Here is a 24,460-nt window from a genome sequence, read left to right as displayed (position 1 = left end):
AACAAGCCTATCGAACGGGTTAAATACGTTCATTATGCCAGCATCATCCCAAGGATTCATACAGCTGTTGCACAGTCCTTACCGCAAGTTAAGCCTACATCCCCAGCAGGAAACGGACCAGCAGCGAGCGGATCAGGTTCAGCACCAGGAACGCAACTATCGGCGAGAAATCGATCCCGCCCATCGGCGGGATCAGCGCGCGGAACGGCTCCAGGAACGGGTCGGTGATGCGCAGCAGAAGGCGCACCCAGGGGTTGGAGTAGTTGACCCGGAACCAGGACAGCGCCACCCGGGCCAGCAGCAGGTAGCTGTAGATAGCAATCAGCTTGTCGATCAGCGGTACCGCATGGAACATCTCGTGCCCCCTTGACGGTTTATCTTCAAGTTGCAGCCTCTTTTACCGATAATATACATACGTCCGCCGATTACGCAACCTGCGGCGGCGCCACAGCCGCGGCCAAGGATGCCGCTTTCAGCCACCGATATCATCAGGGAGGATGATATGGCCCGCAACGGATTTTTCTTCATACGGCCCGCCGCCGGAGGTCCCGCCGGCCGGCCGGGCGCGAACCCGCTCGCTCCGCAGCCCACAGCCGCCGAACACCCGGAAGCGCCCGAAATCCACACGCCGCTGGTGGAGGAGCAGGAAACCACCAGCCACCTGGGCGGCAAGCGCCGCCGCTTCAACCTGAGAGACCTGGGACGGGTGGCCGGGTTCCTGCTCTGAGGCTGCCCTAAACGGCCGCAGGCTTTCCGTGATCATGCCAGGCACGCGCAGCCAAAATTTGTAGCGGCAGGCCCCTGTGCCTGCCGTGGTTTCGGGCGGGTACAGGGGGCCACCCCTACAACGATTTCAGACCTCACAACTTGCGTCCCAGACGCGGGTCGAGCCGGTCACGCAGGCCGTCGCCCGCCATGTTGAACCCCAGCACGGTGATCAGGATCGCCAGGCCGGGGAAGATACAGACCCAGGGACGGCTGGTCAGGTAGAACTGGCCCTCGGTGATCATCGCGCCCCAGCTGGGCAGGGGCGGCTGTGCGCCCAGGCCCAGAAAGCTGAGCCAGGCCTCGGTCAGGATATTGGAGGCCACGCCCAGGGTGAGAGCCACGCTCAGCGTGCCCACGGTGTTGGGCAGGATATGGCGCAGAAGGATCCCGGCCGGGCTCACCCCCACCGCCCGGGCGGCCAGCACGTAGTCGCGCGCCTTGATCGAGAGCACCTCGGAGCGCACCAGGCGCGCGATGGAGCCCCAGCCGACCAGCCCCAGCACGAGGAAAATGGTGGTCACGGTCGGGTTCTCGAAAATCGCCATTACGGCCAGGGCGAACAGGGCCGTTGGAAAAGCCAGCACGATGTCGGTCAGGCGCATCAGCACCTCATCCAGCCAGCCGCCGCAGTAGCCGGCCAGCGCCCCGATCAGCGTGCCCAGAACGCCCGATACCGCCACGGCCAGCAGCCCGATGGCCAGTGAAATCCTTCCCCCGTACAGCACCCGGCTCAGCACGTCCCGCCCCAGGTAGTCCGTGCCGAACGGATGGGCCAGGCTGGGGGCGGCCATCACGTGCTCGATATCCACCCGGTAGGGATTGTAGGGGGCGAGTACTCCCGCGCCCAGGGCCGAAACCACCAGCAGTAGCACCACCAGAACGCCGAAACGCAGGCTCCAGGGGCTTTTTGTCTGCATCGTCATCCGGTGGCCTCCCGCGGTCCGCCCCCATCCAGACGGATACGGGGGTCGATCCAGGCGTACAGCAGGTCGATCAGCAGGTTGGAGCCGACAAACAGGAACGCCAGCAGGATCACCCCGCCCTCCACCACCGGCAGGTCGCGGACCAGGATGGCATCATAGATCGCCCGACCGACCCCCGGCCAGGCGAACACTGTCTCCGTGGCCACGGCCCCACCCAGCAGCGAGGCCAGGTTGGTCCCGATCACCGTGACCAGCGGCACCGCCGCTCCGCGCAGGGAGTGACTCCAGAGGATGCGGGCCTCGCTCAGTCCCCGCGCCCGCGCGGCCAGGACATGGTCCGATCTCAGCACCTCCAGCAGGGCGGCCCGGGTGATCCGGGCGAAATAGCCGGTGCTGATCGCGCTCAGGCTGAGCGCGGGCAGGATAAGATAGCGCAGCGAACCGTCCCCGTACCCGCCCACCGGCAGCCAGCCCAGCACCCCGGCGAACAGCACGATCAGCATCATCCCCAGCCAGAACACGGGCGTGGAGATGCCCCCCAGGCTGAGCAGCATCACCACGAAATCCGCCGCCCGGCCGTGATGCACCGCGGCCAGCATCCCGGCGCCCACTCCGCAGACCAGGGCAATGGCCAGCGCGGCCAGGGCCAGGCGCAGCGTGGCCGGGAACCGCTCGGCGAGCACGGTGGTCACGGGGCGCCGCTGACGGTAGCTATAGCCCAGGTCGCCGCGGGCCAGTCCGGACAGGAACATGCCGTAGCGCACGTGCAGCGGACGGTCGAGGCCCAGGTTGTGGCGCAGGACGGACAGGGTCTGCTCATCCGCGTGCTGGCCCGCCATCAGGCGCGCCGGGTCGCCGGGCACCAAGTACATCAGGACAAACACCAGGCTGGCCAGGCCCAGGACCACCGGAACGAGGCTGACCAGACGACGCAGCAGGAAACGGATCATTGCGCCGCACCTCCTTCCGCAGCCGGGGCCACGGGCTGCAGACGCCACAGCTCGGCGGCCCAGATACCGACCAGCGGGTAGGTCAGCCCGCTCCAGCGCGGGCCCACCAGGGCCACCTGACCGGGATGGTAGGTGAAGATCCAGGGGACATCCGCCACGATACGACGCTCGGCCTCACGGTACAGCCCGGCCCGCTGCGCCGGATCGGTGACCCGCAGGGCGAGCGTGAGAAGGCTGTCCACGCCGGAGTCGGCGTAGCGGGTGTAGTTGCCGGCGTCGCCCCAGTTGGAGCTGTGGAACAGGGTGAACAGGAAATTGTGCGCGTCCGGGAAATCCCCGATCCAGCTGCCGCGGAACAGGTCACTCTCCCCGGCGCGGATCGCGGCCAGGAAAGCGGCCCACTCCAGGCTTTTGAGCCGCACATTCACTCCGAGCTCGGCCAGGCAGGCCTGGACAAACTCGCAGACTCGGCGGTCCTGCGGGTCGTTGTTGTAGAGCAGGGTCAGCTCGGGAAGGCCGCAACCGCCGGGATAGCCGGCCTCGGCCAGCAACTCGCGCGCCCGCTCCAGACTGAACGGGTAGCCCGCGGCCTGCGGGTCCCAGCCCGGCAGCCCGGGCGGCAGGGGCCCGGTGGAGATTTGGTCCACGCCCTCGCTCAGCACCTCGGTGATCGCCCGCTTGTTGACCGCATAATTGAAAGCCAGCCGCAGGGTGCGGTTGCCGCGGAAAGGGGCGCGGGACAGGTTGAACCCGATGTAGCGCACCGACAGCCCCGGCCAGATATGCAATTGCCCGTCGAACCGCCGCCGGGCCAGCTCCACCTGTCCGGGCGGGATCTGCTCCAGGAGGTCCAGCTCGCCGGCGGCGAATTTCTCCAGGGCCACGGCCACGCTGGGCGCCACCGGGAACTCGAGGCTGCGGATACCCGGCACGCCGCGCGCGTAGCGCTCGTTCCTCTCCAGACGCACCCAGGAGTCGTGCTGCCAGCCCACGAAACGGAACGGCCCGCTGCCCACGGGGGTCTGGCCGAAATGCTCCTCGCCCAGGCGCTCCACCTCCTCGCGCGGCACAATACTCGCCCCGGCCATGGTGAGCTGGGCCAGAAACGGCGCCCAGGGGCGCTCCAGGCGCAGCACCAGCGTGCTGTCATCCTCGGGGACTATTCCCTCGACCCGGTCCGCGGCCCCGGCGCGGAAACGCTCCGCACCCAGCAACGGGGTGAGGACCCAGGGTCGCTCGCTGGCCGAGCGCGGAGCTAACAGACGCTCGAACGAGTAGCGCACGTCCTGGGCGCTAACCGCGCGTCCATTGTGGAAAAGCATATCTGTCCGCAGATGGAAACGGTAGGCCAGGCCGGCCGAGTCCAGCGGCTCCCAGCTCCGTGCCAGGCAGGGCGCCACCTCGCCGCTGACTGCATCCAGACGGACCAGCGGGTCGAACAGGTTGTTGACCACGGTCTGGGAAACCAGGTCCACGCTGTGGATGGGGTCGAGGGAAACCGGGTCGCCGGGGATGCGGAAACGGAACACGCCCGCCTCGGCCGGGCCTTTGCCGCTGCCGCCGCAGCCCGCGATGAGCAGCGCGAGCAGCACGGCGCTGGCAAGCGGCTGGCGGACCATTTTCATCGGGGCCGTCCGGGTGAGGGAGTGAGGGTGACAGACTGCCTGCAACGGTCCCGGGCCTCAGCGCCCGACCGTGGCCAGGGCGTCGTGGGGAAGGCTCCAGGCGCCGCGGGTGCTGTCCTTGTCGAAAAAGCCGGAGGCCAGGACACTGTCGCCAGCCGCGAGAACGTAGTCCGTGGAGTCGTGGGGCACGTAATTCGGGTTGCCCACGTAGTTTATCCCCACGAGCAACTCGGGCGAGGCTGCGGTGTAGACCAGCACGTACTGGGTGTTGTTGTAGGGGTTGGGAGCGACAAACACCAACCGCCAGTCGCTGCGGTCGATCACTGACCCGTCACCCCGGCAGACCCGGCCGTCGCGGAAACGGATCGGCAGGTCATCCTGGATGTGGCGCAACAGGCGGTTGTCCTCCACCGGACCGTAGAGCAGCAGGGATTTGCGCTTGCGCGTGCGGTCGTTGGCCTCACGGTCGGCCTGGACCGGGATTCGGGTCGAGAACTTCTTCTCCAGGCCCGCGGCCACCTTGCGGGCGTAAGCCTCCACCAGGCTGTCCGCGGCCCGCTCGCCCCCGGAGGGGTACAGGACAGTCATGTTGGAATATTTTTTCCTGAAGAAATCGTCGATCGGGCCGCGCAGGTGCTTTCCCTCGTACATGGACTTATAAAAATGCAGGAAAAGCATCGTCATGCTCACGACAATCAGGCCATAGCGTACGGTGGGGCTGTCACCGAAAAACGACCGCCGTTTACGGACCGGTTTTTCGGGCTGCGGTGCGTACTTGGCCAGATACTCTTCTTCCATCCTGGCTCCCGGTCAGATCCGTCCCAGAGCCGCCAGCTTCTGCTGCATGCGCCCCAGATAGTCGTTCACCCGCTCGGCATCCTGAAGACCCAGCGCGCCGAGCATGGTCTTGCCGGCCTGCATGACCAGCACTTTCTCGTAGTAGGGGTCCTTGGCCGAGAACCACGGCACTTCCTCGTCGCTGTGGTCCTCCAGGTCCTTGGCGTACTTGGTCATGAAGGTCTTGTACGACTCGTAGCTCTTCTGGGCTTCCTCGACCGTTTCGTGCAGAATGAAAAACAGCTTGTACTCGGTGTCGCCGTCCTTGTACTCGGCTGTGAACCCGTTTTTCAGGTCGCTCTGTCCCAGGACATCGCGGGCCAGGTAGCGCACGGTGTTGGGGATCAGGTTGTCGGCCGGGAACACATCCAGCTCGGGCGGAATCTCGGCCTTGGCCGGAATGGCGGCCCGGGCGGCCTCGGCCAGCTTGCGCAGGGCCGGCTCCACCTCGTTGCCCTCCTTGAACGAGGTGACTTTCACGTAGTAGGGTCCCTGCCAGAAATTGAGGGCGTTGCGGGTGAAATAGCCCTGGCAGCCGATCTGGTTGTACTGGGCCTCGTAGGGGCGCTCGGAGGAGTAGATGCCGAAGCCGCACAGTTCATTCGCCATGCGGTAGACATCCACCACGGCCTGCAGGCCGTCCGGGCCCTGGTAGTCGGCGGTGGCGACCTCCTGGAAATTATAGATTAAATATCCCTCCGCTCCACCGTCGATGTACACCCAGAGGCTGTCGGCGTTGAACACGCGGGGCTCGCCGCTGCGGGTCCAGCCCTCCGCCGCCCCGTCAGCCGGCAGCACCGCCAGCGCCGCACCCGAGCCGGCAGCACCCGCGGCGGCCGGGGCCTCTTCCTTATTTTCCTTCGCCCCGCCGCAACCGGCGGCGAACAGAGCCGCGGCGGCAAGCAAAAGCCCGAAAACCAGATAGCGTCCCGGACGTGAATGAATCATTGTCTGATCGCTCCATGATAATGAGTGGCCGAATGATTATCCTGTCGATGTCGCTCAGTTGCTCCACCAGCGGCGCTCGCGGACATAACGGTCGAATTCCTCTCGGTTGCGCAGGTTCTGATTGAAGAAATAGAGCACCAGGTTCTCCACCTCGTAGACCCAGATCTGGTTCAGGCGGCTGCCGTAGATCTCGGTGGGCGGGCCGAGCAGGATATAGACCTCGCCCATGTTGGTCTCCCAGCCCTCGCGCTGATCGGTGCTGAAATGACGGTTGGCGTAATCGATCCGCTCGAAATACTGGACTTTCAGCTCGTTGACCGCCGTGGCCGGCACGGGGTCCATCTTCTGCCAGAACGCATCCAGCGCGGCCTGTCGCTGGGCCTCGGGCACGGCCATCAGCTCCTTGAGCTCGGTCTCGCTGGCCAGGTACTTGAGGTAGCGTATCTCCTGCGAATAGTTCTCGCTGACCCAACTCGCCGATTTGACTATGCGGAACGTGAAACTGGTGGCGCGAGCCAGCGACTGGTTTTTGGCGTCCCGCAGGTAGACATCCACTTCGTAGCTGCCCAGGCCGAGGGTCTGCGAGGGCAGGCGGATCAGCTTGCGCTGGGTCAGCTCGCCATCGGCCAGGGACACCTCCACCCGCGGGAAGACCATCAGGGCCTTGACCACCTCGGCGGTCAGTTTCCAGCCCTCGGGCGGGCGGGTGGAATCGGCATAAACCTCGACCAGCAGGAATATAGGCTGGCCCGAGGCATATTGCAAGGAAGCGCCCCGCAGGGTCGAGATTTCCAGGTGCGAATCGACCACCGAATCGGCCCGCATCCCGGGCTCGTAAAAGAACGGCGTGCTCAGTTTGGGCAGCTTTTCCGACAGGTTCGGGACATTGACCGAGACCCGTCCGTTGCCGTAGGTGTGGGCGTTCAGATCCTTCACCTCGGCAAAGCCCTCGTACTTGCCGGGCAACACGTTCATCTCGGTCTGCAGGGGGTCGAAATTAGCCTCCAGGGTGGTCTCATCGTAGCTGGGCACCCGCAGGTCCTTGTCCCACAAGCCGCGGAGCATGTGGCCCGACTCGGTGTCGCGCATGCTCAGGAACGCCTCGTAGGCGGCTTCGAAATGGTCTTTCTGGCGGAAAAACAGCAGGTTCTGGTTCTCCACAGCCACGGTGATCAGGCAGCGGGTGCTGTCGGCCGGACCGCGGAAAAACGCCATCCGCAGGCTGAACGGCACGTCGTTCTCGAAAGGATTGACCTCCTGGGCGGCGGCGCGGCCCAGGCCCAGGACGGCCAGAATGATCATCAACAGCAGGCTTGTTCTCGATCCTTGGGACATATTATTCTCCGCACGCGGAAAGTCGGCGCAACAAGACTCGGCCAGTTCACTAAGGGATAATACACTGGAACGTGCGGCGCGTTCGGGCCAAAAACGCCGGAGAATGTCGGCCGCGGGCCGGCTCAGCGCTTGACCACGAAACGGGTGTTGCGCTGGGTCATCCGTCCAGCCAGGTTCAGGTCCTCCACCCGCACCGACAGCTCGTACAGTCCATCCGGATTGTCCGAGATGTCGATCGCCACTTCCTCCTGCACCAGGTCCTGTCCCGACGGACGGCGGGTCTTCTCGGCCGACAGGACCACCTTTTCCTGCCCCGGGCCACGGCCGGCCAGGGACTTGAAAGTGTCGAGCACAGCCCCGAACACGTTGCGGTCGCGCCTGAGCGTGCTGACCACGTAGGTGATCCGGTAGCGGCAACTGCCGTCCGCCGCCGGGGTCAGGTTGTATATCTCCTGGTAGGCGAACATCTTGTCTGTCGGGTGAAACACCCGGGAGGGGTTCGGATATATTTCCAGGCCGTACCGCTTGAATTTACTCGAATCGACCGGCGAGGCAAAGATATTCTGCGCGGTCAGTATCTGGCTCGACTGCAGCGAATCCCCGTCGAACGAGTCCATCCGAAGCTCGCCGTTGAACAGCCCCACCGACTCGCCGTTCTGTATCCTGATGAAATAGCGGTAATCCCCGGCCGGAATGTCGAGGCGGCCCAGGTCGAGCACCAGCCGGTCCACCAGGTCGTGGGGGTTGATCGCGCTCCGGTGCTGCTCGGCTTTCTCGATCCGCCCCACCTGGCGCCAGCGGCTGTCGTAGAGCATCAGCTCGAAAGCGATGTCGTAGTAGTAGGCGTCCCGCTGGCGCGAGAAGCTGATATCCTGTCCCGGCACGCCCAGGTAGAACTCCAGGTCGCCCTGCTTGCCCGAGAGGCCGCGGAAACCGACCAGGTCGTAGAAGGAGCGCAGCGGATGCGAGTAGGGCGCCTCCACGCTCTCGCTGTTCAGGGCGCGGCGGATGGCCAGGGCGTTGGTCGCCTCCTCCTCCATCAGGGCGAACGGGTCGCCGGGATGGTTGAGCAGGCGGAAATACAGCCCGTCGCCCACCTCCTCGCGCGAGGCGTACAGCTCGCGGACCCAGTTCAGGCGGGTGGCCTCCTCGTCATCCCGCGGGTAGACATTCCCGTCGATGTCGGCGATGAAATCGCTCGGCCGCCCCACCACCGAGGACAGGGCGGTGACGAGCTGGTATTCCGTGTTGCCGTTCAGCCCGGCGAAATGCAGCATCAGGTCGGGAGCGTCATGACGGTAGTAGATCCAGGTCTCGTTGGGCAGGAAGCCATCGCCGATCTGGGTCAAGGTGCGGTCCGGTCGGCCGTGGCGGATGTAGACCAGGCCACGGTCATCGTAGGGCACATCCACCTCCGGGTAGGTGGCGGCCAGGGGGCCGAGCGAGGGATTGCGCTGGGCGAACGGAACGTGGTACAGGCTGTCGGCCACGGCCAGGCGGTAGTAGTGGCGCAGCAGGCGCATGCCGGGCGACAGGTCGAGGTCGTGGTCGCGGCGGAACCAGAAATCGCGGAAGAACTGCTCGGCCTGGGTGGGAGCGGTCTGGTCGAACTGCTCGCGCTCGTCCTCATCCGCCAGCATCACCACATCGTCCCAGTAGGCCTTGAACTCGGCCCGGGTGGTGATCGCCTGCACCCCGCGCCAGTAGAGACGGATCGCCTTGTCGTAGTTGTGGCGCCGCAGGCTGATCTTGGCCAGCTCCAGGCCGGCCAGCGGGTCGAGACGGCCCTTCTCGCTCTCGATCACCTCGGAGAGCACCCGCTCGGCGGAGTCGAGGTTGCCCAGGGCCTTGTTCAGGGAGGCCAGCTTGAGCCCCAGGTCGCGGTTCATGCCACCCAGGTCGGAGGCTGTCTGGAGCTGGACCAGGGCGGTTTCCAGGTCAGCGCGCCCGTAGCGCCGCATGTAGGCCGAGCCCAGCCAGTAATGGGTCTCGGCGCTGCCCGGGGCCAGCTCCACGGCCTTGCCGAAACAGTCGATGGCCCGCGAGACATCGTCCATGTTGAACCAGCGCTCCACGATCCGGATCAGGCGCGCCCGCTTGTCCTCGCGCTCCAGGTAGCAGCGCCCCACCCCGATCCAGGCCTTCGCATCGCCCGGGGCCAGCTCGAGCGCCCGGTCGAACGCCTGGCGCGCCAGTTGCTGGTCATCCTGCTCCAGGCGGCTGAAACCCAGCCGCAGAAAGGAATTGAGCTTCACCGCCAGGCTGTCGCGCTGCACCACCGCCGCAGGAGCGGGCAGGCTGTCCGGCGTGGTGACAGCAGCAGCGGCGCGGACTGGGGCAGCGGCGCACAGGCCCAGGACAACAACGCATTTCAGCAGAGTACGCATCGGCGCAGGGTCCGGTCGAACGACAGGCTCAACGCCGGGCAGCACAAAGCCCGGCCGGACACACCCTGTCCCGGACGGGCCGAACGCGGCCGGCGGGTCCGGGACAGCGGCAGTGGAAAGCAAGCGGGGGCAAAAAGTATCTTCCGCCCCCGCTTCGCGTTACCCAATGATTTTAACACCCGCCCCGTCTCAGGTCAATCCCGAGCCGTAGACATCCAGCAGCATCTGGTTGTTGGGCGAGCGGCTCTCGCCGATGGCGGTCACGTAGACGCCGGGCTTGTCCACCAACGGACAGACATTCTCGCACATGCCGCAGCCCACGCACAGGTGCGGGTCGATATGCGGCTGCTTGACCTTGATCTTGTTCTGGCCCGAGCTGTCGAGCACCTCGACCTCCTCGAACCAGATCGCTTTCTTGGGCGTGGGGCAGACCTCCTCGCAAACTATACAATTGTGCCCCTGGCTGTACGGGATGCAGCGGTTCCTGTCGAAGAACGCCAGCCCGATCTTGGTCTGGTGTTTCTGCTCCACGGTCAGTTTCCGGATCGCCTGGGTCGGGCAGACCTGGCCGCAGAGCGTGCAATTGTACTCGCAGTAGCCCTGCTGCATTTTCAGGTAGGGCGTCCAGAACCCCTCCAGCCCGGCCTCCATCAGGGTGGGCTGGATCGCGTTCTTGATGCAGACTTTCATGCACTCGCCGCACTTGATGCAGCGGTGCAGGAACTCGGACTCGTCCACCGCTCCGGGCGGACGGATGAGCGCGGGGTTGAATTTCTTCGACTCCTTGACATCCTCGCCCGAGGCGAACGGCGGCATCTTACGCGGGTCGATCCGGGCCAGGGCCACCGCTCCCACCGCCGCGCCCATTGCGGCCACCACGTGGCGCTTGCCGTAATCCACGCCACGCTCGGCCTTGCCGGGCAGACCGAAGCCGAACGAGAGCGAATGGCTGGGGCAGGACTCGATGCAGTTCCAGCAGTAGAGGCACTCGGTGCGCAGCCAGCTTTCGCTCGACTGCGGCTCGCAGGCGCCCTCGCAGTTGCGGCTGCACAGGTTGCAGTTGGTGCAGGTCTCTTTGTTAACCCGGAGCTTCAGGAAATTGAAACGGCTCAGAAGGCCCAGCAGCGCGCCCAGCGGGCAGAGGTAGCGGCACCAGAAACGACGCCGCACCTGGTTGAGCACCGCGATGCCGGTGAAAACCAGGCCGATGAAAAGCCCCTGGTAGAAATAGGGCTGCTCGAACGAGAGCACCCAGCGGCGCAGGAAATTGAACACCGGCTCGATTATCGCGTTGAGCCAGGGCAGGTCGAGGGCGAACAGCGGGTAGAACGCCGCGCGCACCAGCCAGTTGAACACCGGGTTGACCGCCAGGCCGAACGAGCGGATGAGCACCGAGAACGGGTCGAGGAACCCCACGATCTGAAGGCCCAGCAGCGAGCCGGCCAGGAAAAAGACCACGGCCACGTATTTCCAGCTCTGGCGCTTGTCGTAGCGGTTGCGGGCGATCTTGTCCTTGGGCTTGCGCTTGTTGTGGCTCAGGATGTGGTTGAGCGTGCCCATCGGACAGACCCAGCCGCAGAAAAAGCGGCCCAGGCTCACCGTGAGGCCCACCACCACGAGGCTCCAGAGCAGCATGCGCGGAACGGCGTGCTGGGCCAGGAACGTGGAGGCCGCCACCAGCGGGTCGAAATCGAAAAACACCTTGACCGGGTAGGCGATGGTGTCGACGCCCTTGTACTCGGTCATGACCAGCAGGAAAAGGAACAGGATGAAGAACGCGCTCTGGCTGATCCGTCGTGCAGTGCGCATCAGAGGCTCACCTCCCGGACCAGTGAGGCGTCGGGGCTGATCGAGCCGAGGCCCATCTGCTGGCCCAGTGTCAGGTAGCGTATCTCGACCGGGTCGATCCCGAACAGTCCGGCCGCACGGCTGTCCGCAGCCACCGGGTCGAGCGAGGCGATCACGGTGTCGGTCTTCTTAACATCGGTCAGGCTCCCGCCCGAGGGGCCGTTGCCGGTGAGGATGCGCACGGCGTCGACCACGGTCAGGGTGGGGGCGAAGAAACGGGTCATCTCGGCGATGCTCAGGTGCACATCCTGGTGCAACTGGTTGCGCCGCCCGCCCATCAGGCCGTAGAAATTCTTCATGCCCACGGTCAGACGGCTCAGGCTGTGATGCTTGGCGATGGGGGCGTTGATGATCTTGTCCACCTCCAGGGCCGGCTGGTAGACCGGCCACTGCTTGATCAGCTCACCGCCCACCTCGGCTTTCTTGAAATTGAAATCCTCGACGAACGGGCATTCGGCGCCGGCTTTCTCGGCCGCCTCCTTGATCCCGCTGCGCACGTAGCAGCGCCGCGGGTCGTTGATCGTGTTGTCCAGCACGTAGACCTTGGCCGCGCCCGCCTCCAGGCAGAGCGCCACCAGGGTGGCCACCACGGTCGGGTTGGTCGTGGCGGCCTGCTCGGGCACGCGGTCCCAGCCGATATTGGGCTTTATCATCACCTTGTCGCCGCGCGAGATGAACAGGCCCATGCCGCCCAGTTCCTGGATCGCCCGGCGGGTGATCGCCTCGGGGTCGGCCCCGGTGGCTACGCTCAGCACCGGGCCGCCGGTCTTGACCGGTTCGCGGCGACGCTGCGTGGCCGCCTCGCCAGAGGCTCCGTTTCCAGCACCTTCAGTCTTCGCGCCACCGCCGCAGCCGGCCAGTCCGGCCGCCAGAGCGCCGGCCCCGAGCACTTTCAGAAATTCCTTGCGTCCGATCTCCATCTTTATCTCCCTCCACGCTCTCTAAACGAAATCTTCAACCGCTCTGATACATTTTCATCAAAGAGCAAAGCAACTCCGTCTCTCTTCGCCGAAAGGCCGCGCGGATCACTCCGCCAGCAATTGTTTCAGCATGGCCGCCGAGGCCCCGGCCGGTGCGTCGAACAGGTTGTAAAGCTTATCACCGCTCAACAGGATGCGGTCCTCGCCCTGGTCCGAGGTGTAGGTCAGGGCTACGGCGCCCTCGGGCGCCAGGTGTCCGGACGGGTCGGCTGCGGCGCGCTGACTGTAGAAAGCGCTCACACGCTCCAACGCGCCGGACGCGGCGGCCGGGTCCGGGTAGCTTACCGCCAGCAGCCATACCGAGCGGGGGTCGTCGCCGCTCACGTACTGCGCCAGCACCGCCGGCAGCGCGGCGCTCAGGCCGTAGAGGTTACTGTCGCTCAGGTAATGGCAGGTGTTCAGTCCCAGGACCCCGCGCACCAGGGTCTCGCTGTCCGGTAGACGGTCCCGGGACGGCAGCAACGACAGGGCCGCGGGCAGGCTCCCGGTTGTCCCGGGGAGCGCGCTCTCCACGCTGCGGCCCAGGGCGCGCACCGCGGCCTGGCTCTCCGGCCCCGGCCCCATCGACTGCATGTCCACGAAATAAGACCCCTTGCAGAACACGAGCCGATAGTCGCTCTCCGCTCCGGCCAGGCCGTAATCCACCCTCTGGTAATCCTCCCGCCGCGAGACCGTGAACAGGCCGAAAGCCGCGGCCGGGTCGGTCATCTCGTACACCCCGGCGATCACCAGGGCGCCCTCCGGCCCGATGTACTCGCGGGTCAGGGAGCGCACGAAACCGAACTCCCGGTACAGCTCCGCCCCACCGTCCAGCAGGTCGGACAGCCCCGCGCCGTCATATTCCTGGACCGAATCGCCGGCGGACCAGCCCGAGGGCAAGCCGCGCGAGGGCAGCAGGGCGGTCTGCACCGGCCGGACTGACCCCTCCGGACTGGAATCCGGATATGTGCGACCGCAGGCGGCCACGGCCAGGCAGACTGCGGCCAGGGACACGAAAAACACCTTGTGTGAGGATATCCTCAACCGCTCCGGGTTTGCGCCGCTCATCCCTCACTCCTGGTGGACAGGGCCCGGCCGGGGATGCTTCAACCAGCTCTAACATTATACCGGTACAATAATAAACGGATTCAAACGCAGAATTGCAACCTTTTTGTCAATTTCTTCCAACCGTCACCCGGACTCACTCCATCAACGCGCTGAAATACTGGATAGTGGCGGCCAGCCCGGTTTCGAGGTCCGCCGAGGGGTTATAGCCCAGAGCGCACAGACGGGAGATGTCGGCGTAACTGGCGCGGATGTCCCCGGGCCGCTCGGCGGCGAATACGATCTTCGAGCGCGAGCCGGTGATCTGGACGATCCGCCGGGCCAGCTCCAGGATGGTGATGTACTCCCCGCGCCCGACATTGTAGACATCCCGCCCCCGCTCCACGCCCATCAGGATCGCCCGGACCAGGTCTTTCACGTAGACGAAATCCCGCACCTGGGCCCCGTCGCCGAAGATCACGATGTCCTGATGCCGCAGGGCGCGGTGGATGAAAATTGGCACTGCGGCCGCGTAGTGGCTGGAGGGGTCCTGGCGCGGCCCGAACACGTTGAAGAAGCGCAGGCTCACCGTGTCCAGGGCCCAGGCGTCACGGTACATCCGCAGGTAGTATTCCCCGTCCAGCTTGGTCACCGCGTAGGGGCTCTTGGGCTCGGGCAGCATGTCCTCGCGCTTGGGCACTTGCGGGTTGTCGCCGTAGACCGCCGCGCTGCTGGCCAGCACCACCTTGCGCACCCCGGCCTTTTTCGCCGCGGCCAGCACGTTCAGCGTCCCCAGGGTGTTGATCCGCACGCACTCGTCCGGGTGCTCCACGCTCTCCGGCACGCTGACCATCGCCGCCAGGTGGAATACCAGCTCCACCCCGTCCATGGCCGCGGCCAGCTCCGCAGCCTCGGTGACCGAGCCGCGGCGGAAATCGCAAGTCAGCCCGTCAAGGTTGCGCAGGTAGCCGGTGCGCAGGTTGTCCAGCACCCGAACCTCGGCGCCGGAGACCGAAAAATGCTCCGCCAGATGGCTGCCGATAAAGCCCGCTCCACCGGTTATCAGGACACGCATGCGGACCTCATGTTTAGAATTTATCTATCGGTTTCACGGTCGCCCCCGCCTTGGGAAAAGCCGGGCGACGGCAGGAATTCAAGCCGACTGTCAAGTTGAGATTTATAACACATTTGTGCCCTGAAATCAAGCCGCACAACACCCTCGCCGACAGTCGAAAAAACCGCGCCTGAATCCAGCTGGCCGAGTCTCCATACATTGACATTTCAGGCCGTTTCTGTTAGCTTTTTTACTTCCGCTGCCTTTCGCTGACAATCGAAACATAACGAAAGACAAACTACAAGTACAAGTACAAGGAGGACATGTTGGCCAAGACATTCAGCACCACACCCAGGACCGTAAAGCCGGTCGACACGCCAAACCGCAAGATCAAGACCGCCATCCCGGTGCCCGAGTCCCTGCCCATTATCGAGAGCCTGCGCCGCAACGAGCCGCTCTCGATGAGCGGCCAGCCGCTGGTGCTCTGGAGCCACGCACAGGGAGCCACGGTCTGGGACAAGTGGGGCAACCAGTGGATCGACTGGTCGAGCGGCGTGCTGATCACCAACGCCGGGCACAACCATCCCAAGATCAACAAGGCCATCCTGGACCAGGTCAAGGGGGGGCTGCTCACCAGCTACTGTTTCCCCAACGACCCGCGCGCCGAGCTGGCCCAGCTCCTGGTGGATGTCACCCCGCCCTCGATGGACAAGGCTTTCATCCTGACCACCGGCAGCGAGACCGTGGAATGCGCGTTCAAGCTGATGCGCACCTACGGCCTGAAAAAGTACGGCAAGCACAAGATCACCGTGGTCTCGTTCGAGCGGGATTTCCACGGCCGCACCCTGGGCGCGCAGATGCTGGGCGGCAGCCCGGCACTGAAGGAATGGATTGTCAACCTGGACCCGAACATTGTCCAGGTGCCGTTCCCGGATGGGTTCCGCACGCCCGACACCAGCTTCGGACTGTTCGAGAAATCATTGGCCGCCAAGGGTATTACGCCTGACATGGTGGCTGGCGTGCTGATGGAGACCTACCAGGGCGGCGGCGCCAGTTTCGCGCCGCCCGAGTACGTGCAGGCGCTGCGTAAGTGGTGTGACGCCAACGGCGCCCTGTTCTGCTGCGATGAGGTCCAGGCCGGGTTCGGCCGCTGCGGCACCATGTTCGGCTGGGAGAACTACGGCATCCTGCCCGACCTGGCCTGTTTCGGCAAGGGCATCTCGAGCAGCCTGCCGATCTCGGCCGTGGTCGGCCGCAAGGAAGTGATGGACCTGTACGGCCCGAACGAGATGACCAGCACCCACACCGGCAACCCGGTCTGCGCCGCCGCGGCGGTGGCCAACATCAAGGCCATCCTCGAGGAGAAGATCGTGGAGCACGGCGCCGCGATGGGCCGTATCCTGCACGAGGGCCTCAAGGCCATCCAGAAGAAGTTCCCGGCGGTGATCGGCTCGGTGCAGGGCAAGGGCATGGTGGCCGGGCTGCACATGGTCAAAAAGGGCGGCATCGAGCCGGACGGCGACCTGGCCTGGAACATCATCAACTCCTGCGTGGAGAAAGGCCTTCTTATGTTCTCCCCGGTGGGCATGGGCAGCGCCACGGTGAAGATCAACCCGCCGCTGGTGATCGAGGAGGGCGCCCTGCGCGAGGGCCTGGCCGTGCTGGAAGAGGCAATCGCCGAGAACGTCTGAGGATTGGATTCATCATTCCGGTTATGGCAAGGGGCGGGTCTGAGACCCGCCCCTTGTGTATTCTGACGTTGTGACGAGTACAGGGGTGCGGCGCACTGCCTGTCGCGCCCCTTTCTTGTTCATCCCGCCGGTCAGCGGGTAATGCGGACACCCAGGCTGTTGCGCAGCGGCGAATCCGCCGGGACTTTCAGCACAATCCGCCTCAAGCCCTGTTTCCAGAAACCCTCCAGCCGGGGATCATCCAGATCGATCTCCTCAACTTTGGCCGAAAGCTGTTTCGGGTCATAGCGCAACTTGAGCGCAGCGCTCTTTCCCGCCTCCCCGGCGTCCCACACCTCCAGGCTTATCAGGCCGTCTTTTTCCAGCTCCACCCGGCAGGGAGTCATCAGGCTGAGGAACACCTCTCCCGTTTTTTCAGCGAGCTCGTAATCATCGGTGACAGTGATCTGTTTCTTCCGGTCCAGGCTGACAGTCCGTCGCCAGGACTTAAGCTTTGCCGAGGGCGGGTAGGCCGCGCTGATATCACAGCCGAACCGGGCGTAGGAACCGGTCGCACTGTAGTGCGGGTCCTTGGCCCAATAGCCCTTCTCGTTCCTCGAATGTCCGGGAACAAACTGGCTGTGGTCCTCGTACTGCATGACACCGTTCACGGTGGGCAGGTTGTGATAAGCCGACTGCAGGTTCCAGAGCGTGTAGCGTTCCTCTCCGTATGTCTTGATGTTGGTCGTGGCGCTGCCGACATCGATGAAGACCGGCTTGCCGTTGTAATAGACGATGAAGTTGCCGACATCGTTGTGCGAATGGCTCCAGTCGTTATAGCCACCCCGGGCGGCGAGATAGAAACCCTCGGGGCTGCCGCCTTTGGAGCGGGCGACCATTTCCATGGTCCCTTCCAGCCAGACATCCCGCACAAACGGCGGAGTGCTGCGGCGCGCGGCGTACAGCTCGTTCAGGTCCTGCAGGGCCGCCAGACGCTGGGCCATGTTGCCCGCCACCGAGGGACCGTTCGCCATGCGGATACCCGCCAGGTATGCGCCCAGCGCGACGAGATTCGGATCGCCGATTTTCTTGCCGTAGCGGAACATCATATCGTCGCCCTGCTCATCGAAGTCGGTGAACAGCGGGGCGTCGGCGTAGTTGAAAAAGTACAGGCTGTCGATATGCACCCGGTAGATGTATTTCCCGATATTCTTTATCATCCCGTCCTGGAAAACATCGATGGCCCCACGGCTGGCGCTGTTAAGCAGGTCCAGGCAGTTGAACAGCGTCGCACCCGAGAACCCCCAGTAATGCGGGCCCTCGTCGCACGCCCCGTCGGTCGAGTAATAGCCGATGAACTGGTCCAGGCTGCGGAGTATCTTGTGGACCGAGGCCACCCGCCGCCCGGGATCGGTCTCCAGGAGCAGGACCGCGGTCAGCCAGTTGGAATTGCACCAGGGGTTCCAGTTGTTCATCGTGTGCGCGGGCTGGAAACCCATCCACCACATGTCATCCCGCTGCAGGCAGGGGTCGAGCACCCGCTCGCGCGCCTCCAGCAGGATTCGTTTCCTGAGGTTGATCGAGACAGTGTCCAGTTCCTCAGCCAAAAGGTAGGAGGTGCAGGCCAGCAGGTTGACCGTCTCGCCGGAGGTTAGGTCGAGTTCGGGTTTCGACTTGTCGGGCAGCTCATAGCCGGGGGTCCGCATGTGCGGGCTGGGGGCATCGCTCCAGCCCGATTCCTCGCAGATCAGCCAAATCCCGTCTGCTATCTTTTTCAGGAACCGGCCCCGGCCCTCGGCGCACTCGGCCAGGACAAGGTCGCGGAGCATGTTCCTGCGCTCCCTGTTCTTCCTTTTATAATCCGAGGAGATTAAGTCGGCGAAGGCGATATACTCCGTAGCCAGCAGTTGAGGCCATTCCTTGGCGGCGGCTTTCTCGCCCCGGGCGATCAGGTCTGTACGGAAGCCGGCGGGCAGAGACTCCCAGAATTCCCGTTCCCGGGCTTTCGGGTACGGGTGCCATTGGCTGCAGGGAAGCAACACGCGCTGTAAGGTCTCGACCGGATACAGAGCGCTGAGCCGGGGCTTGGATTGGGCTGGCAATTGTGTCCAGCTCGAGCAGAGGATGACAAAAAAAACAATGGAGGCTGCCATTCCGGGTGGTTTCATAAGTATTTCTCCTTGATCAGCGCGGTGGCAATTCCATCCTTCCAGGCGAAAACTCGGCCTGCGATCACAAAGATATCATATGAAATGCAGACAGTCACCGCCCGGCTCAGTTGCTGGCTCGCCGGATATCCGGCATGCGGATCGCGGGGTTGGCCTTGACGAAGGTGCTGAACGTGAACTCGAACCGCCCGCCGGGCAGGGTGATCAGGCTCAGGTTGGCCTGCCAGCAGTGCAGGTCGCGGCTGAGGATGAAAGTCTGCCCCTGCAGCCCGCTGCGCGCGAAATTGTAGCTGCTGGAATAGACCAGGTGCCAGTCACGGGTGGGGTTGAACGTGAGCGACCAGCGCAGGCTCTGGTTGTTGTTCTGCCCGCTGCGCACACGGTTAAGGTTGTGGCTCAGGTTGACACTCCAGGGCATGCTGCGGGCGTAGGACATGTCGCGCCGGTTCTCGTAGCGCTGCTGGCGGGTCATGTCGAAAGCGCTGCCCTGGTAGTCGGGGTAGCGCTGGCTCTCCTGGTAGGCCTCCTCCTCCATCTCCGCCGTGCTGCCGCCCTCCTCGGCCTTGTAGGTGCCGCGCAGGGTGAGCGTGGTGCTCAGGCTGTTCATGAACGGCTTCAGGTGCTCGCTCAGCCCCGGCTCGACCAGCTGGTGGTTCATCATGAGCTGGATGTTCAGGAAACTGGCCGGGCTGCTGGTGAGTGAGGTGTTCAGGTCGCCCCAGCCCAGGGTGTCGCGTCGCGCGGCGCGGATGAAATCGTAGCCCAGGCTGTTGCGCAGAGAGAACAGCTTGCCGTTTTTCACCCCCGGCTCCTGTCCCGGCTGCCCCCCCAGGCCCGCGCCGGTCCCGGCCCCCGGCCCGGCCCCGGCCTGGCCCTTGTCCTGGTTCTCGGCCACCTTGTACTTGTAGTCAATGTCGTTGGAGACCGTGAAATCCAGGCGGTTGACCCGGCTGGCCGGACGGTCGCCGGTGAGGTCGGGCTGGTAGGTGTAGGTCAGGCGCGGCATCACGCTGTGGCGCCAGCGGAACACCGGCCCCACGCGCGGACCGTCGAATATGCCGTACAATTGGGTCGAGAGCGAGGTGGACAGGTTCACGCTCTGCTCGGTGTCGAACCCGCTTTCGACGGCCTGGTTGTCGTGGGTGGTCTGGGCTGAGTAGCGCAGGCGTGGATTGAGCTTGAGCCAGCCGTAGAGGGTCTGCGGTGTGTCCAGGTCCACGCTGCCGTTGGCCCGGTGGACATCCCGGTCCGCGCTGCTCTCGCTCTGGCTGCGTGTGTTGCTGTAGCCGGTGGAGGCGCCCCAGGTCATGTTGTACAGCCAGCCGGGGTTGAGCAGCCCGGCGCGGCGCGGAAGGTTGCGGCTGCGTTCCGGGAACAGGCTGCGCTTGTTGAAACTGAGCGAGAGCGAGGGCAGCGTGGAGGTTGAGCTGCCCTGCTGCAGCATTTTCTGGTGGTCGAGGGTGGAGCTGAAATAGCCCCAGGAGGGCCGCCAGGAGAACGTGGCCCGGCTCTTGAGGCTCTGGCGCAGGACATCCTGGATGTCGAACGCGGTGCGGCTCAGGAGGTTCCGGCTGCTGGTGAAATTGATCTCGGCGTTGAGGCGGCCCTTTTCGCCCAGGTTCTGGTTGTGGCGGCCGAAAATGCTGTAGTCGGTGGAGCCGTTGGTCTTGTCCCAGATCCGGCGCAAGTCGAAATCGCCGTCATACTCGTAGCGTTTGTTGTAGCGGGTGCGCCCGCGTAGGGTGGTCTGGCTGGAGGTGCGGATATCCAGGGCGCCCATCAGGTCGACACAGTCGTTGGGGGCCCAGAAATAACCCAGGTTGCCGATCGTGCGGCCGGTGCCGGAGCTGCGCATCACGCTGTTCACGCCGATGCGCGGCTGGAGGATGCCGCTGACCCGGTTGCCGCGGGTGATCGGGAAGAACACGAAGGGCAGGGCGAACACCGGCACCCGTCCCACCTTGAGCACCACCGGGGCGGCGAAGACCCGCTTGTCGCGGAGCACCTTGATCCGTGGGCTCTCGAAATGGTAGTGCACCCCGAGTGAATCGAGGTCGCAGGTAGTGAAGCTGTTGTCCGCGCCGTAGATGCTGTCCGGGCCGACTTTGCTCAGGCGGCGGCTGTCCAGGATCCAGTCGCCGAAAGTGGTGTGGCCGCCCGAGATCATGCCGCGGTCGCGCTCCACGTTGTAGCGCATCTCGGTCCCCTCGATGCTCTCGGTCCCGTCATCGAGCGAGGGGCTGCCGCTGACAAATATCTCGCCTGTGCGGCGGTTGTAGGCGATCAGGGAGTCGGCGCGCACTTTCTGGCCGGACTGGGCCACCTCGGCCGCGCCGCGCAGCAGCATCACGCCGCGGCGGACCAGGAAAGTGATCTCTTCACCGGTGTACTGTATCTTTTCGCTGTGGGGGCCGCCCAGGACGGACAGGGCCTGCATCAGGGAGTCCGGCTCGGGCAGGTCGGCTTTGGAGGCGAGAGAATCCTTGTGCGCTGCGGCGCTGCTGTCCCGCACGGCCCGGCCGGCGCGCGGACGCTCACCGGAGGCCTGGGCCCCGCGCAGCATCGCCCCCCGTTGCGGCGCGGCCTGGGCGGCGATGACCGCGAGCAACAGGACGGCGAGACACAAGGGGGGCAGCGCGGATAATTTTATCACCTGGTGCGACTCCGTTCGGATTACTCTGAGTCGGCTTCTTTCTTCTTGCGCGCAACCACCACCGCGATCCAGACACTGATCTCGTACAGAAGGCACATCGGCACGGCCACCAGGATCATGCTGCCCGGGTCCGGCGGCGTGACTACCATGGCGATGATGAAAATGACAAGGATCGCGTGGCGGCGCTTGGTGCGCAGAAATTCGGGAGTGACCAGCCCCAGGCGGGCCAGGATCATTATCACCACCGGCAACTCGAACACAACCCCGGTCAGTAGCACCAACTGGGTGGCGATATCCAGGTAGGAGCTGGCGGTGAGCATGAACTCGGTCGAGGCGAACTGGAATTTCGAGAAGAACGCCATACCCAGCGGCAATGTGACATAGAACGCCATCACCGCGCCCAGCACGAACATGAACAACGAAAGGAACAGCAGCGGGAACACCACCCGTCGCTCTTTCTTGAGCAACGCCGGGGCGATGAAAGCCCAGAAATGGTAGATCATCGCCGGCGAGGCGAACAGCATCCCAAAGAAGAACGACAGCTTCATTGCGATCATGAAACCCTCGGTGGGCTTGATGATCATCAGCTTGCCGTTCTTGAGGTACGGCACCACGGGCTTGACGATGACCGCGAGCAAGTCGTACTTGCTGTTGATCCAGAAGCCCAGGATGATGCCGACGAAGATGAAGGCCAGGCACCAGAGGATGCGCCGGCGCAGTTCCTCCAGGTGGTCCAGGAACGGCATCTCGCTCCTGCGGTTCAGATCGTCCTCATCCTTTTCGAAAGGATCGTCGTCATCCTCATCCGTACGCGCCTGCACCACTTCGCCGGGTTTGTTCACCTTTTCTGGGAGGTCTTTGCTGTCGGCCATATATCGTTTCGCTTTGACTGATTGCCCGTGCCCACGCCGCCGGACGTACCGGAACAGCCAGAAATATCAAGCTGATAATATACTTGTCAGGACCGTCCAGAGCAAGCCTTACCAGCGGCGCGCCCTCCCTTCAGGTCGTGAGCGCCGTGGCGGGCTTGCCTTTCACCGCGCCGGGGTTATCTTTGAGGCAGTGCACAGACACGCCGCGAGAGGAGACACTGTGGAGAACGAACGCAAAGATTTCGCCGGGATACGCACGGTGGAGGAACTCAAGGAGCTGGTGGCCTACCTGCGCTCGCCGCAAGGCTGCCCCTGGGACCGCGAGCAGACCGCGCGCTCGCTCAAGCCCTACCTGCTGGAGGAGGTCTACGAGTTGCTGGAGGCGATAGAGAGCGATGATCCCGTGCACCTGTGCGAGGAGCTGGGGGACGTGCTGATGCACCTGTGTTTCCAGGTCTGCCTGGCCGAGGCGGCCGGCCGCTTCGGCCTGCCCGAGGTGGTGGCCTTGATCCGCGACAAGATGGTGCGCCGTCACCCGCACGTGTTCGCCGGGGCGCGTTTCGCCAGCCGCGAGGACCAGCTTTTCGCCTGGGAGCAGATCAAGCAGGGGGAGAAAGAAGAAGCGGCGAAAACCAACGGAGAATCCAATCCGGGCAAGTCCGTGCTGGACGGCCTGCCCAGGAGCCTGCCCCCGCTGCTCAAGAGCTACCGTATCCAGGGACGGGTGAGCAAGTACCGTTTCGACTGGTCCGGGCCGCTGGAGGTGTTCGACAAGGTGGAGGAGGAGGTGGGCGAGCTGCGTCAGGCCGTAGCCGCGGGGCAGAGGGATGGAATGGAGGAGGAGATCGGCGACCTGCTGTTCAGCGTGGTCAACCTGGCCCGCCTGCTGGAGGTGCACCCCAAGCTGGCACTGGAGCGTACCAACGCCAAGTTTGTCCGCCGGTTCAAGGCCCTGGAAAAAAAGCTCCGTCAGCGCGGCCTAAAGCTGGGTGCGCTGCCCCTGGAGGAACTGGACAAGGTCTGGGACGAGGTGAAGCGCGAGGAGCGGGGGCAGAAGGCTCCGGAGCAGGAATGAGGGGTTCTGCAGAAAGATTGGATCAACAAGGGGCACGGACTGCCGTGCCCCTAAACTCAAAACAGCATCGTCTTTCCCCGGACGCCGTTTTCTTTTGTCCGCACCGGCCACTCAGCGCCCGAGCGCCCAGGAGCGCACGCTACGGAAAAACTGCGCGTTGTTCTCCATGCCGTTGTACGAGAAAAAGCTGATCCCGCCCGCGCCCAGCGGCTCGATCCGGCGCGCCCTCTCCAGTACCGAGGCGACCGGCACATCCCAGGCCCGTATCCCGGCCCAGACATGCTCGCGCCCCACCGCGCGGCAGGCGGCCTCGATCTGGGTGTAGACCTGCTCCGGTTTCTTGCTATAGGCCATCGGAACCACGAAATCAACACTCCCGCTGCGCACCCAGCCCGGCCAGTCCTGGGCGAAAGTGCGGTAAGCCGAGTCGATGTCCGGCTTGACCGCGGCCGAAAGCCGCAGCTCGGGACGCACCTGCCGCAGGTGGCCGCGCAGGCTCTCCACGAAACCTGTCACCAGCCCGGCCTTGAACTCCAGCCAGCGCCGGGACAGGCTGTCCACTGCGGTCTGGCCCAGGCGCTGTTCGAGCTGCTCGCGCTGGGTGAGCAGCGCCAGCGGGTCGACCCCGCTCCGGGCGGCGAACTGACGGCGCGCGGCCGGGCTGTAATCCACGGCGTCTGAGGGGTAGCGGAGATAGTCCAAATGCAGGCCGTCCACCGGGTAGCGGCTGACCAGGTCGAGGAGGAATTTCTCCAGCTCGCGCGCCGACTCCGGCTCGGCCAGGCTGCGGAAAGCGCCCTCGATCCGCAGCCTGGCGTAGCGCTCGAACGGGTAGTCGCTCATACGCTCGCCCTCGGCGTTGACCATGATCCATTCCGGGTGGGCGTTGACCACGTGAGCGGTCGAGCCCGGCCGCTGTGGCGCTGACCAGACCAGCAGGGTGTTGACCCAGGCGTGCACCTCGATCCCACGGGCGTGGGCCTTGCGGAGCAGGTAGTCCAAGGGGTCATAGGCCCCGGCCACGCGCTGGGCGTAGTCCTCGGCCGGGGGAAACACCCGCGACGGGAAATAGGCGTCACCGCGCCCGCAGACCTGGACGAAAAGGGTGTTGAATCCCGCCCCGGCGGCCTGCTCCACCAGGCGGTCCAGGCTCTCTCGGCTGAGCAGACTGGTGCGCACCACCCAGAGCGCGCGCCCTGTCCCCCGCCTGAAACCGGACCTCTCATCCACTTTGCCCCGGCCCTCGGCAGGCCGCATGCGGATAGTCGCCTTGCGCGCCGCCGCGGCCTGGCCGCAGAGCAGGGCAGCCAGCACGAGCAGTATCAGCAGGTTTTTGAAACGCAT

At 64.6% G+C, this 24,460-nt stretch carries 19 protein-coding genes; 3 read left to right on the top strand and 16 right to left on the bottom strand.

Translation table 11 applies throughout. The annotated features are described in order from the left end of the window. Positions 1-94: 94 nt before the first annotated feature. On the bottom strand, positions 95-355 hold the full coding sequence (locus LLH00_18190) for a YggT family protein (protein ID MCE5273212.1): 261 nt from the start codon (positions 353-355) through the stop codon (positions 95-97). Between the two features lie 147 nt (positions 356-502). Between LLH00_18190 and LLH00_18185 the strand changes: the two genes are divergently transcribed. Beyond that, positions 503-727 (top strand): hypothetical protein, encoded by a 225-nt coding sequence (locus tag LLH00_18185; GenBank protein ID MCE5273211.1) that lies wholly within the window; start codon positions 503-505, stop codon positions 725-727. 133 nt (positions 728-860) lie between these two features. Here the strand turns inward: LLH00_18185 and LLH00_18180 are convergent, their stop codons facing one another. The 11 genes from LLH00_18180 to LLH00_18130 form a co-directional block, all read right to left on the bottom strand. After that, complete coding sequence (locus LLH00_18180; GenBank protein ID MCE5273210.1) at positions 861-1,691, bottom strand: ABC transporter permease; 831 nt, start codon at positions 1,689-1,691, stop codon at positions 861-863. Beyond that, entirely contained in the window at positions 1,688-2,641 is a 954-nt protein-coding gene (locus LLH00_18175; GenBank protein MCE5273209.1) for an ABC transporter permease, read from the bottom strand. Before LLH00_18175 ends, LLH00_18180 begins: the two co-directional genes overlap by 4 nt. Then, a complete protein-coding gene (locus LLH00_18170) occupies positions 2,638-4,266 on the bottom strand; it encodes an ABC transporter substrate-binding protein (GenBank protein ID MCE5273208.1) in 1,629 nt (542 codons plus the stop codon). The genes LLH00_18175 and LLH00_18170 overlap by 4 nt, the downstream gene beginning before the upstream one ends. Before the next feature lie 57 nt (positions 4,267-4,323). Further along, on the bottom strand, positions 4,324-5,064 hold the full coding sequence (locus LLH00_18165) for a hypothetical protein (protein MCE5273207.1): 741 nt from the start codon (positions 5,062-5,064) through the stop codon (positions 4,324-4,326). A 12-nt stretch (positions 5,065-5,076) separates the two neighbouring features. Continuing rightward, the gene (locus tag LLH00_18160; protein ID MCE5273206.1) at positions 5,077-6,051 is read right to left on the bottom strand and encodes a hypothetical protein; all 975 of its coding nucleotides are present in this window, start codon (positions 6,049-6,051) and stop codon (positions 5,077-5,079) included. A 54-nt stretch (positions 6,052-6,105) separates the two neighbouring features. Further along, a complete protein-coding gene (locus LLH00_18155; GenBank protein ID MCE5273205.1) occupies positions 6,106-7,386 on the bottom strand; it encodes a GWxTD domain-containing protein in 1,281 nt (426 codons plus the stop codon). Positions 7,387-7,508: 122 nt separating this feature from the next. Beyond that, the gene (locus LLH00_18150) at positions 7,509-9,773 is read right to left on the bottom strand and encodes a tetratricopeptide repeat protein (protein MCE5273204.1); all 2,265 of its coding nucleotides are present in this window, start codon (positions 9,771-9,773) and stop codon (positions 7,509-7,511) included. A 189-nt stretch (positions 9,774-9,962) separates the two neighbouring features. Beyond that, positions 9,963-11,582, bottom strand: coding sequence for a 4Fe-4S binding protein (locus LLH00_18145; protein ID MCE5273203.1), 1,620 nt, complete (start codon positions 11,580-11,582; stop codon positions 9,963-9,965). Further along, positions 11,582-12,541: a DUF362 domain-containing protein gene (locus tag LLH00_18140; GenBank protein MCE5273202.1), complete on the bottom strand. Its 960-nt coding sequence runs from the start codon at positions 12,539-12,541 to the stop codon at positions 11,582-11,584. Before LLH00_18140 ends, LLH00_18145 begins: the two co-directional genes overlap by 1 nt. Before the next feature lie 105 nt (positions 12,542-12,646). Further along, complete coding sequence (locus LLH00_18135) at positions 12,647-13,648, bottom strand: hypothetical protein (protein MCE5273201.1); 1,002 nt, start codon at positions 13,646-13,648, stop codon at positions 12,647-12,649. Between the two features lie 133 nt (positions 13,649-13,781). Further along, complete coding sequence (locus LLH00_18130) at positions 13,782-14,699, bottom strand: NAD-dependent epimerase/dehydratase family protein (protein ID MCE5273200.1); 918 nt, start codon at positions 14,697-14,699, stop codon at positions 13,782-13,784. Positions 14,700-15,004: 305 nt separating this feature from the next. Between LLH00_18130 and LLH00_18125 the strand changes: the two genes are divergently transcribed. Beyond that, positions 15,005-16,369, top strand: a complete 1,365-nt coding sequence (locus LLH00_18125; protein MCE5273199.1) for an aspartate aminotransferase family protein — start codon at positions 15,005-15,007, stop codon at positions 16,367-16,369. Between the two features lie 131 nt (positions 16,370-16,500). Here the strand turns inward: LLH00_18125 and LLH00_18120 are convergent, their stop codons facing one another. From LLH00_18120 to tatC, 3 genes are all read right to left on the bottom strand, one after another. After that, positions 16,501-18,177 (bottom strand): heparinase II/III-family protein, encoded by a 1,677-nt coding sequence (locus tag LLH00_18120; protein MCE5273198.1) that lies wholly within the window; start codon positions 18,175-18,177, stop codon positions 16,501-16,503. A gap of 445 nt (positions 18,178-18,622) precedes the next feature. Beyond that, positions 18,623-21,169, bottom strand: a complete 2,547-nt coding sequence (locus LLH00_18115; protein ID MCE5273197.1) for a hypothetical protein — start codon at positions 21,167-21,169, stop codon at positions 18,623-18,625. A gap of 20 nt (positions 21,170-21,189) precedes the next feature. Further along, entirely contained in the window at positions 21,190-22,041 is an 852-nt protein-coding gene (tatC, locus tag LLH00_18110; protein MCE5273196.1) for a twin-arginine translocase subunit TatC, read from the bottom strand. Positions 22,042-22,261: 220 nt separating this feature from the next. Between tatC and mazG the strand changes: the two genes are divergently transcribed. Beyond that, the gene (gene mazG / locus LLH00_18105) at positions 22,262-23,116 is read left to right on the top strand and encodes a nucleoside triphosphate pyrophosphohydrolase (protein MCE5273195.1); all 855 of its coding nucleotides are present in this window, start codon (positions 22,262-22,264) and stop codon (positions 23,114-23,116) included. Positions 23,117-23,227: 111 nt separating this feature from the next. Here the strand turns inward: mazG and LLH00_18100 are convergent, their stop codons facing one another. Then, complete coding sequence (locus tag LLH00_18100) at positions 23,228-24,460, bottom strand: family 10 glycosylhydrolase (GenBank protein ID MCE5273194.1); 1,233 nt, start codon at positions 24,458-24,460, stop codon at positions 23,228-23,230.

The organism is bacterium (assembly GCA_021372515.1).
GTDB lineage: Bacteria > Gemmatimonadota > Glassbacteria > GWA2-58-10 > GWA2-58-10 > JAJFUG01.
The sequence above is the reverse complement of the archived record's forward strand: the minus strand, read 5'-3'. Positions and strand labels throughout refer to the sequence as shown.

Bases quoted from the DNA above. Each gene is read 5' to 3' on its own strand.
- LLH00_18165 (MCE5273207.1), bottom strand. From the start codon at position 5,064: ATGGAAGAAGAGTATCTGGCCAAGTACGCACCGCAGCCCGAAAAACCG.
- LLH00_18185 (MCE5273211.1), top strand. From the start codon at position 503: ATGGCCCGCAACGGATTTTTCTTCATACGGCCCGCCGCCGGAGGTCCC.
- LLH00_18120 (MCE5273198.1), bottom strand. From the start codon at position 18,177: ATGCTCCGCGACCTTGTCCTGGCCGAGTGCGCCGAGGGCCGGGGCCGG.
- LLH00_18145 (MCE5273203.1), bottom strand. From the start codon at position 11,582: ATGCGCACTGCACGACGGATCAGCCAGAGCGCGTTCTTCATCCTGTTC.
- tatC (MCE5273196.1), bottom strand. From the start codon at position 22,041: ATGGCCGACAGCAAAGACCTCCCAGAAAAGGTGAACAAACCCGGCGAA.
- LLH00_18160 (MCE5273206.1), bottom strand. From the start codon at position 6,051: ATGATTCATTCACGTCCGGGACGCTATCTGGTTTTCGGGCTTTTGCTT.
- LLH00_18155 (MCE5273205.1), bottom strand. From the start codon at position 7,386: ATGTCCCAAGGATCGAGAACAAGCCTGCTGTTGATGATCATTCTGGCC.
- LLH00_18170 (MCE5273208.1), bottom strand. From the start codon at position 4,266: ATGAAAATGGTCCGCCAGCCGCTTGCCAGCGCCGTGCTGCTCGCGCTG.
- LLH00_18100 (MCE5273194.1), bottom strand. From the start codon at position 24,460: ATGCGTTTCAAAAACCTGCTGATACTGCTCGTGCTGGCTGCCCTGCTC.
- LLH00_18135 (MCE5273201.1), bottom strand. From the start codon at position 13,648: ATGAGCGGCGCAAACCCGGAGCGGTTGAGGATATCCTCACACAAGGTG.
- LLH00_18130 (MCE5273200.1), bottom strand. From the start codon at position 14,699: ATGCGTGTCCTGATAACCGGTGGAGCGGGCTTTATCGGCAGCCATCTG.
- LLH00_18190 (MCE5273212.1), bottom strand. From the start codon at position 355: ATGTTCCATGCGGTACCGCTGATCGACAAGCTGATTGCTATCTACAGC.
- LLH00_18180 (MCE5273210.1), bottom strand. From the start codon at position 1,691: ATGACGATGCAGACAAAAAGCCCCTGGAGCCTGCGTTTCGGCGTTCTG.
- LLH00_18150 (MCE5273204.1), bottom strand. From the start codon at position 9,773: ATGCGTACTCTGCTGAAATGCGTTGTTGTCCTGGGCCTGTGCGCCGCT.
- LLH00_18175 (MCE5273209.1), bottom strand. From the start codon at position 2,641: ATGATCCGTTTCCTGCTGCGTCGTCTGGTCAGCCTCGTTCCGGTGGTC.
- LLH00_18140 (MCE5273202.1), bottom strand. From the start codon at position 12,541: ATGGAGATCGGACGCAAGGAATTTCTGAAAGTGCTCGGGGCCGGCGCT.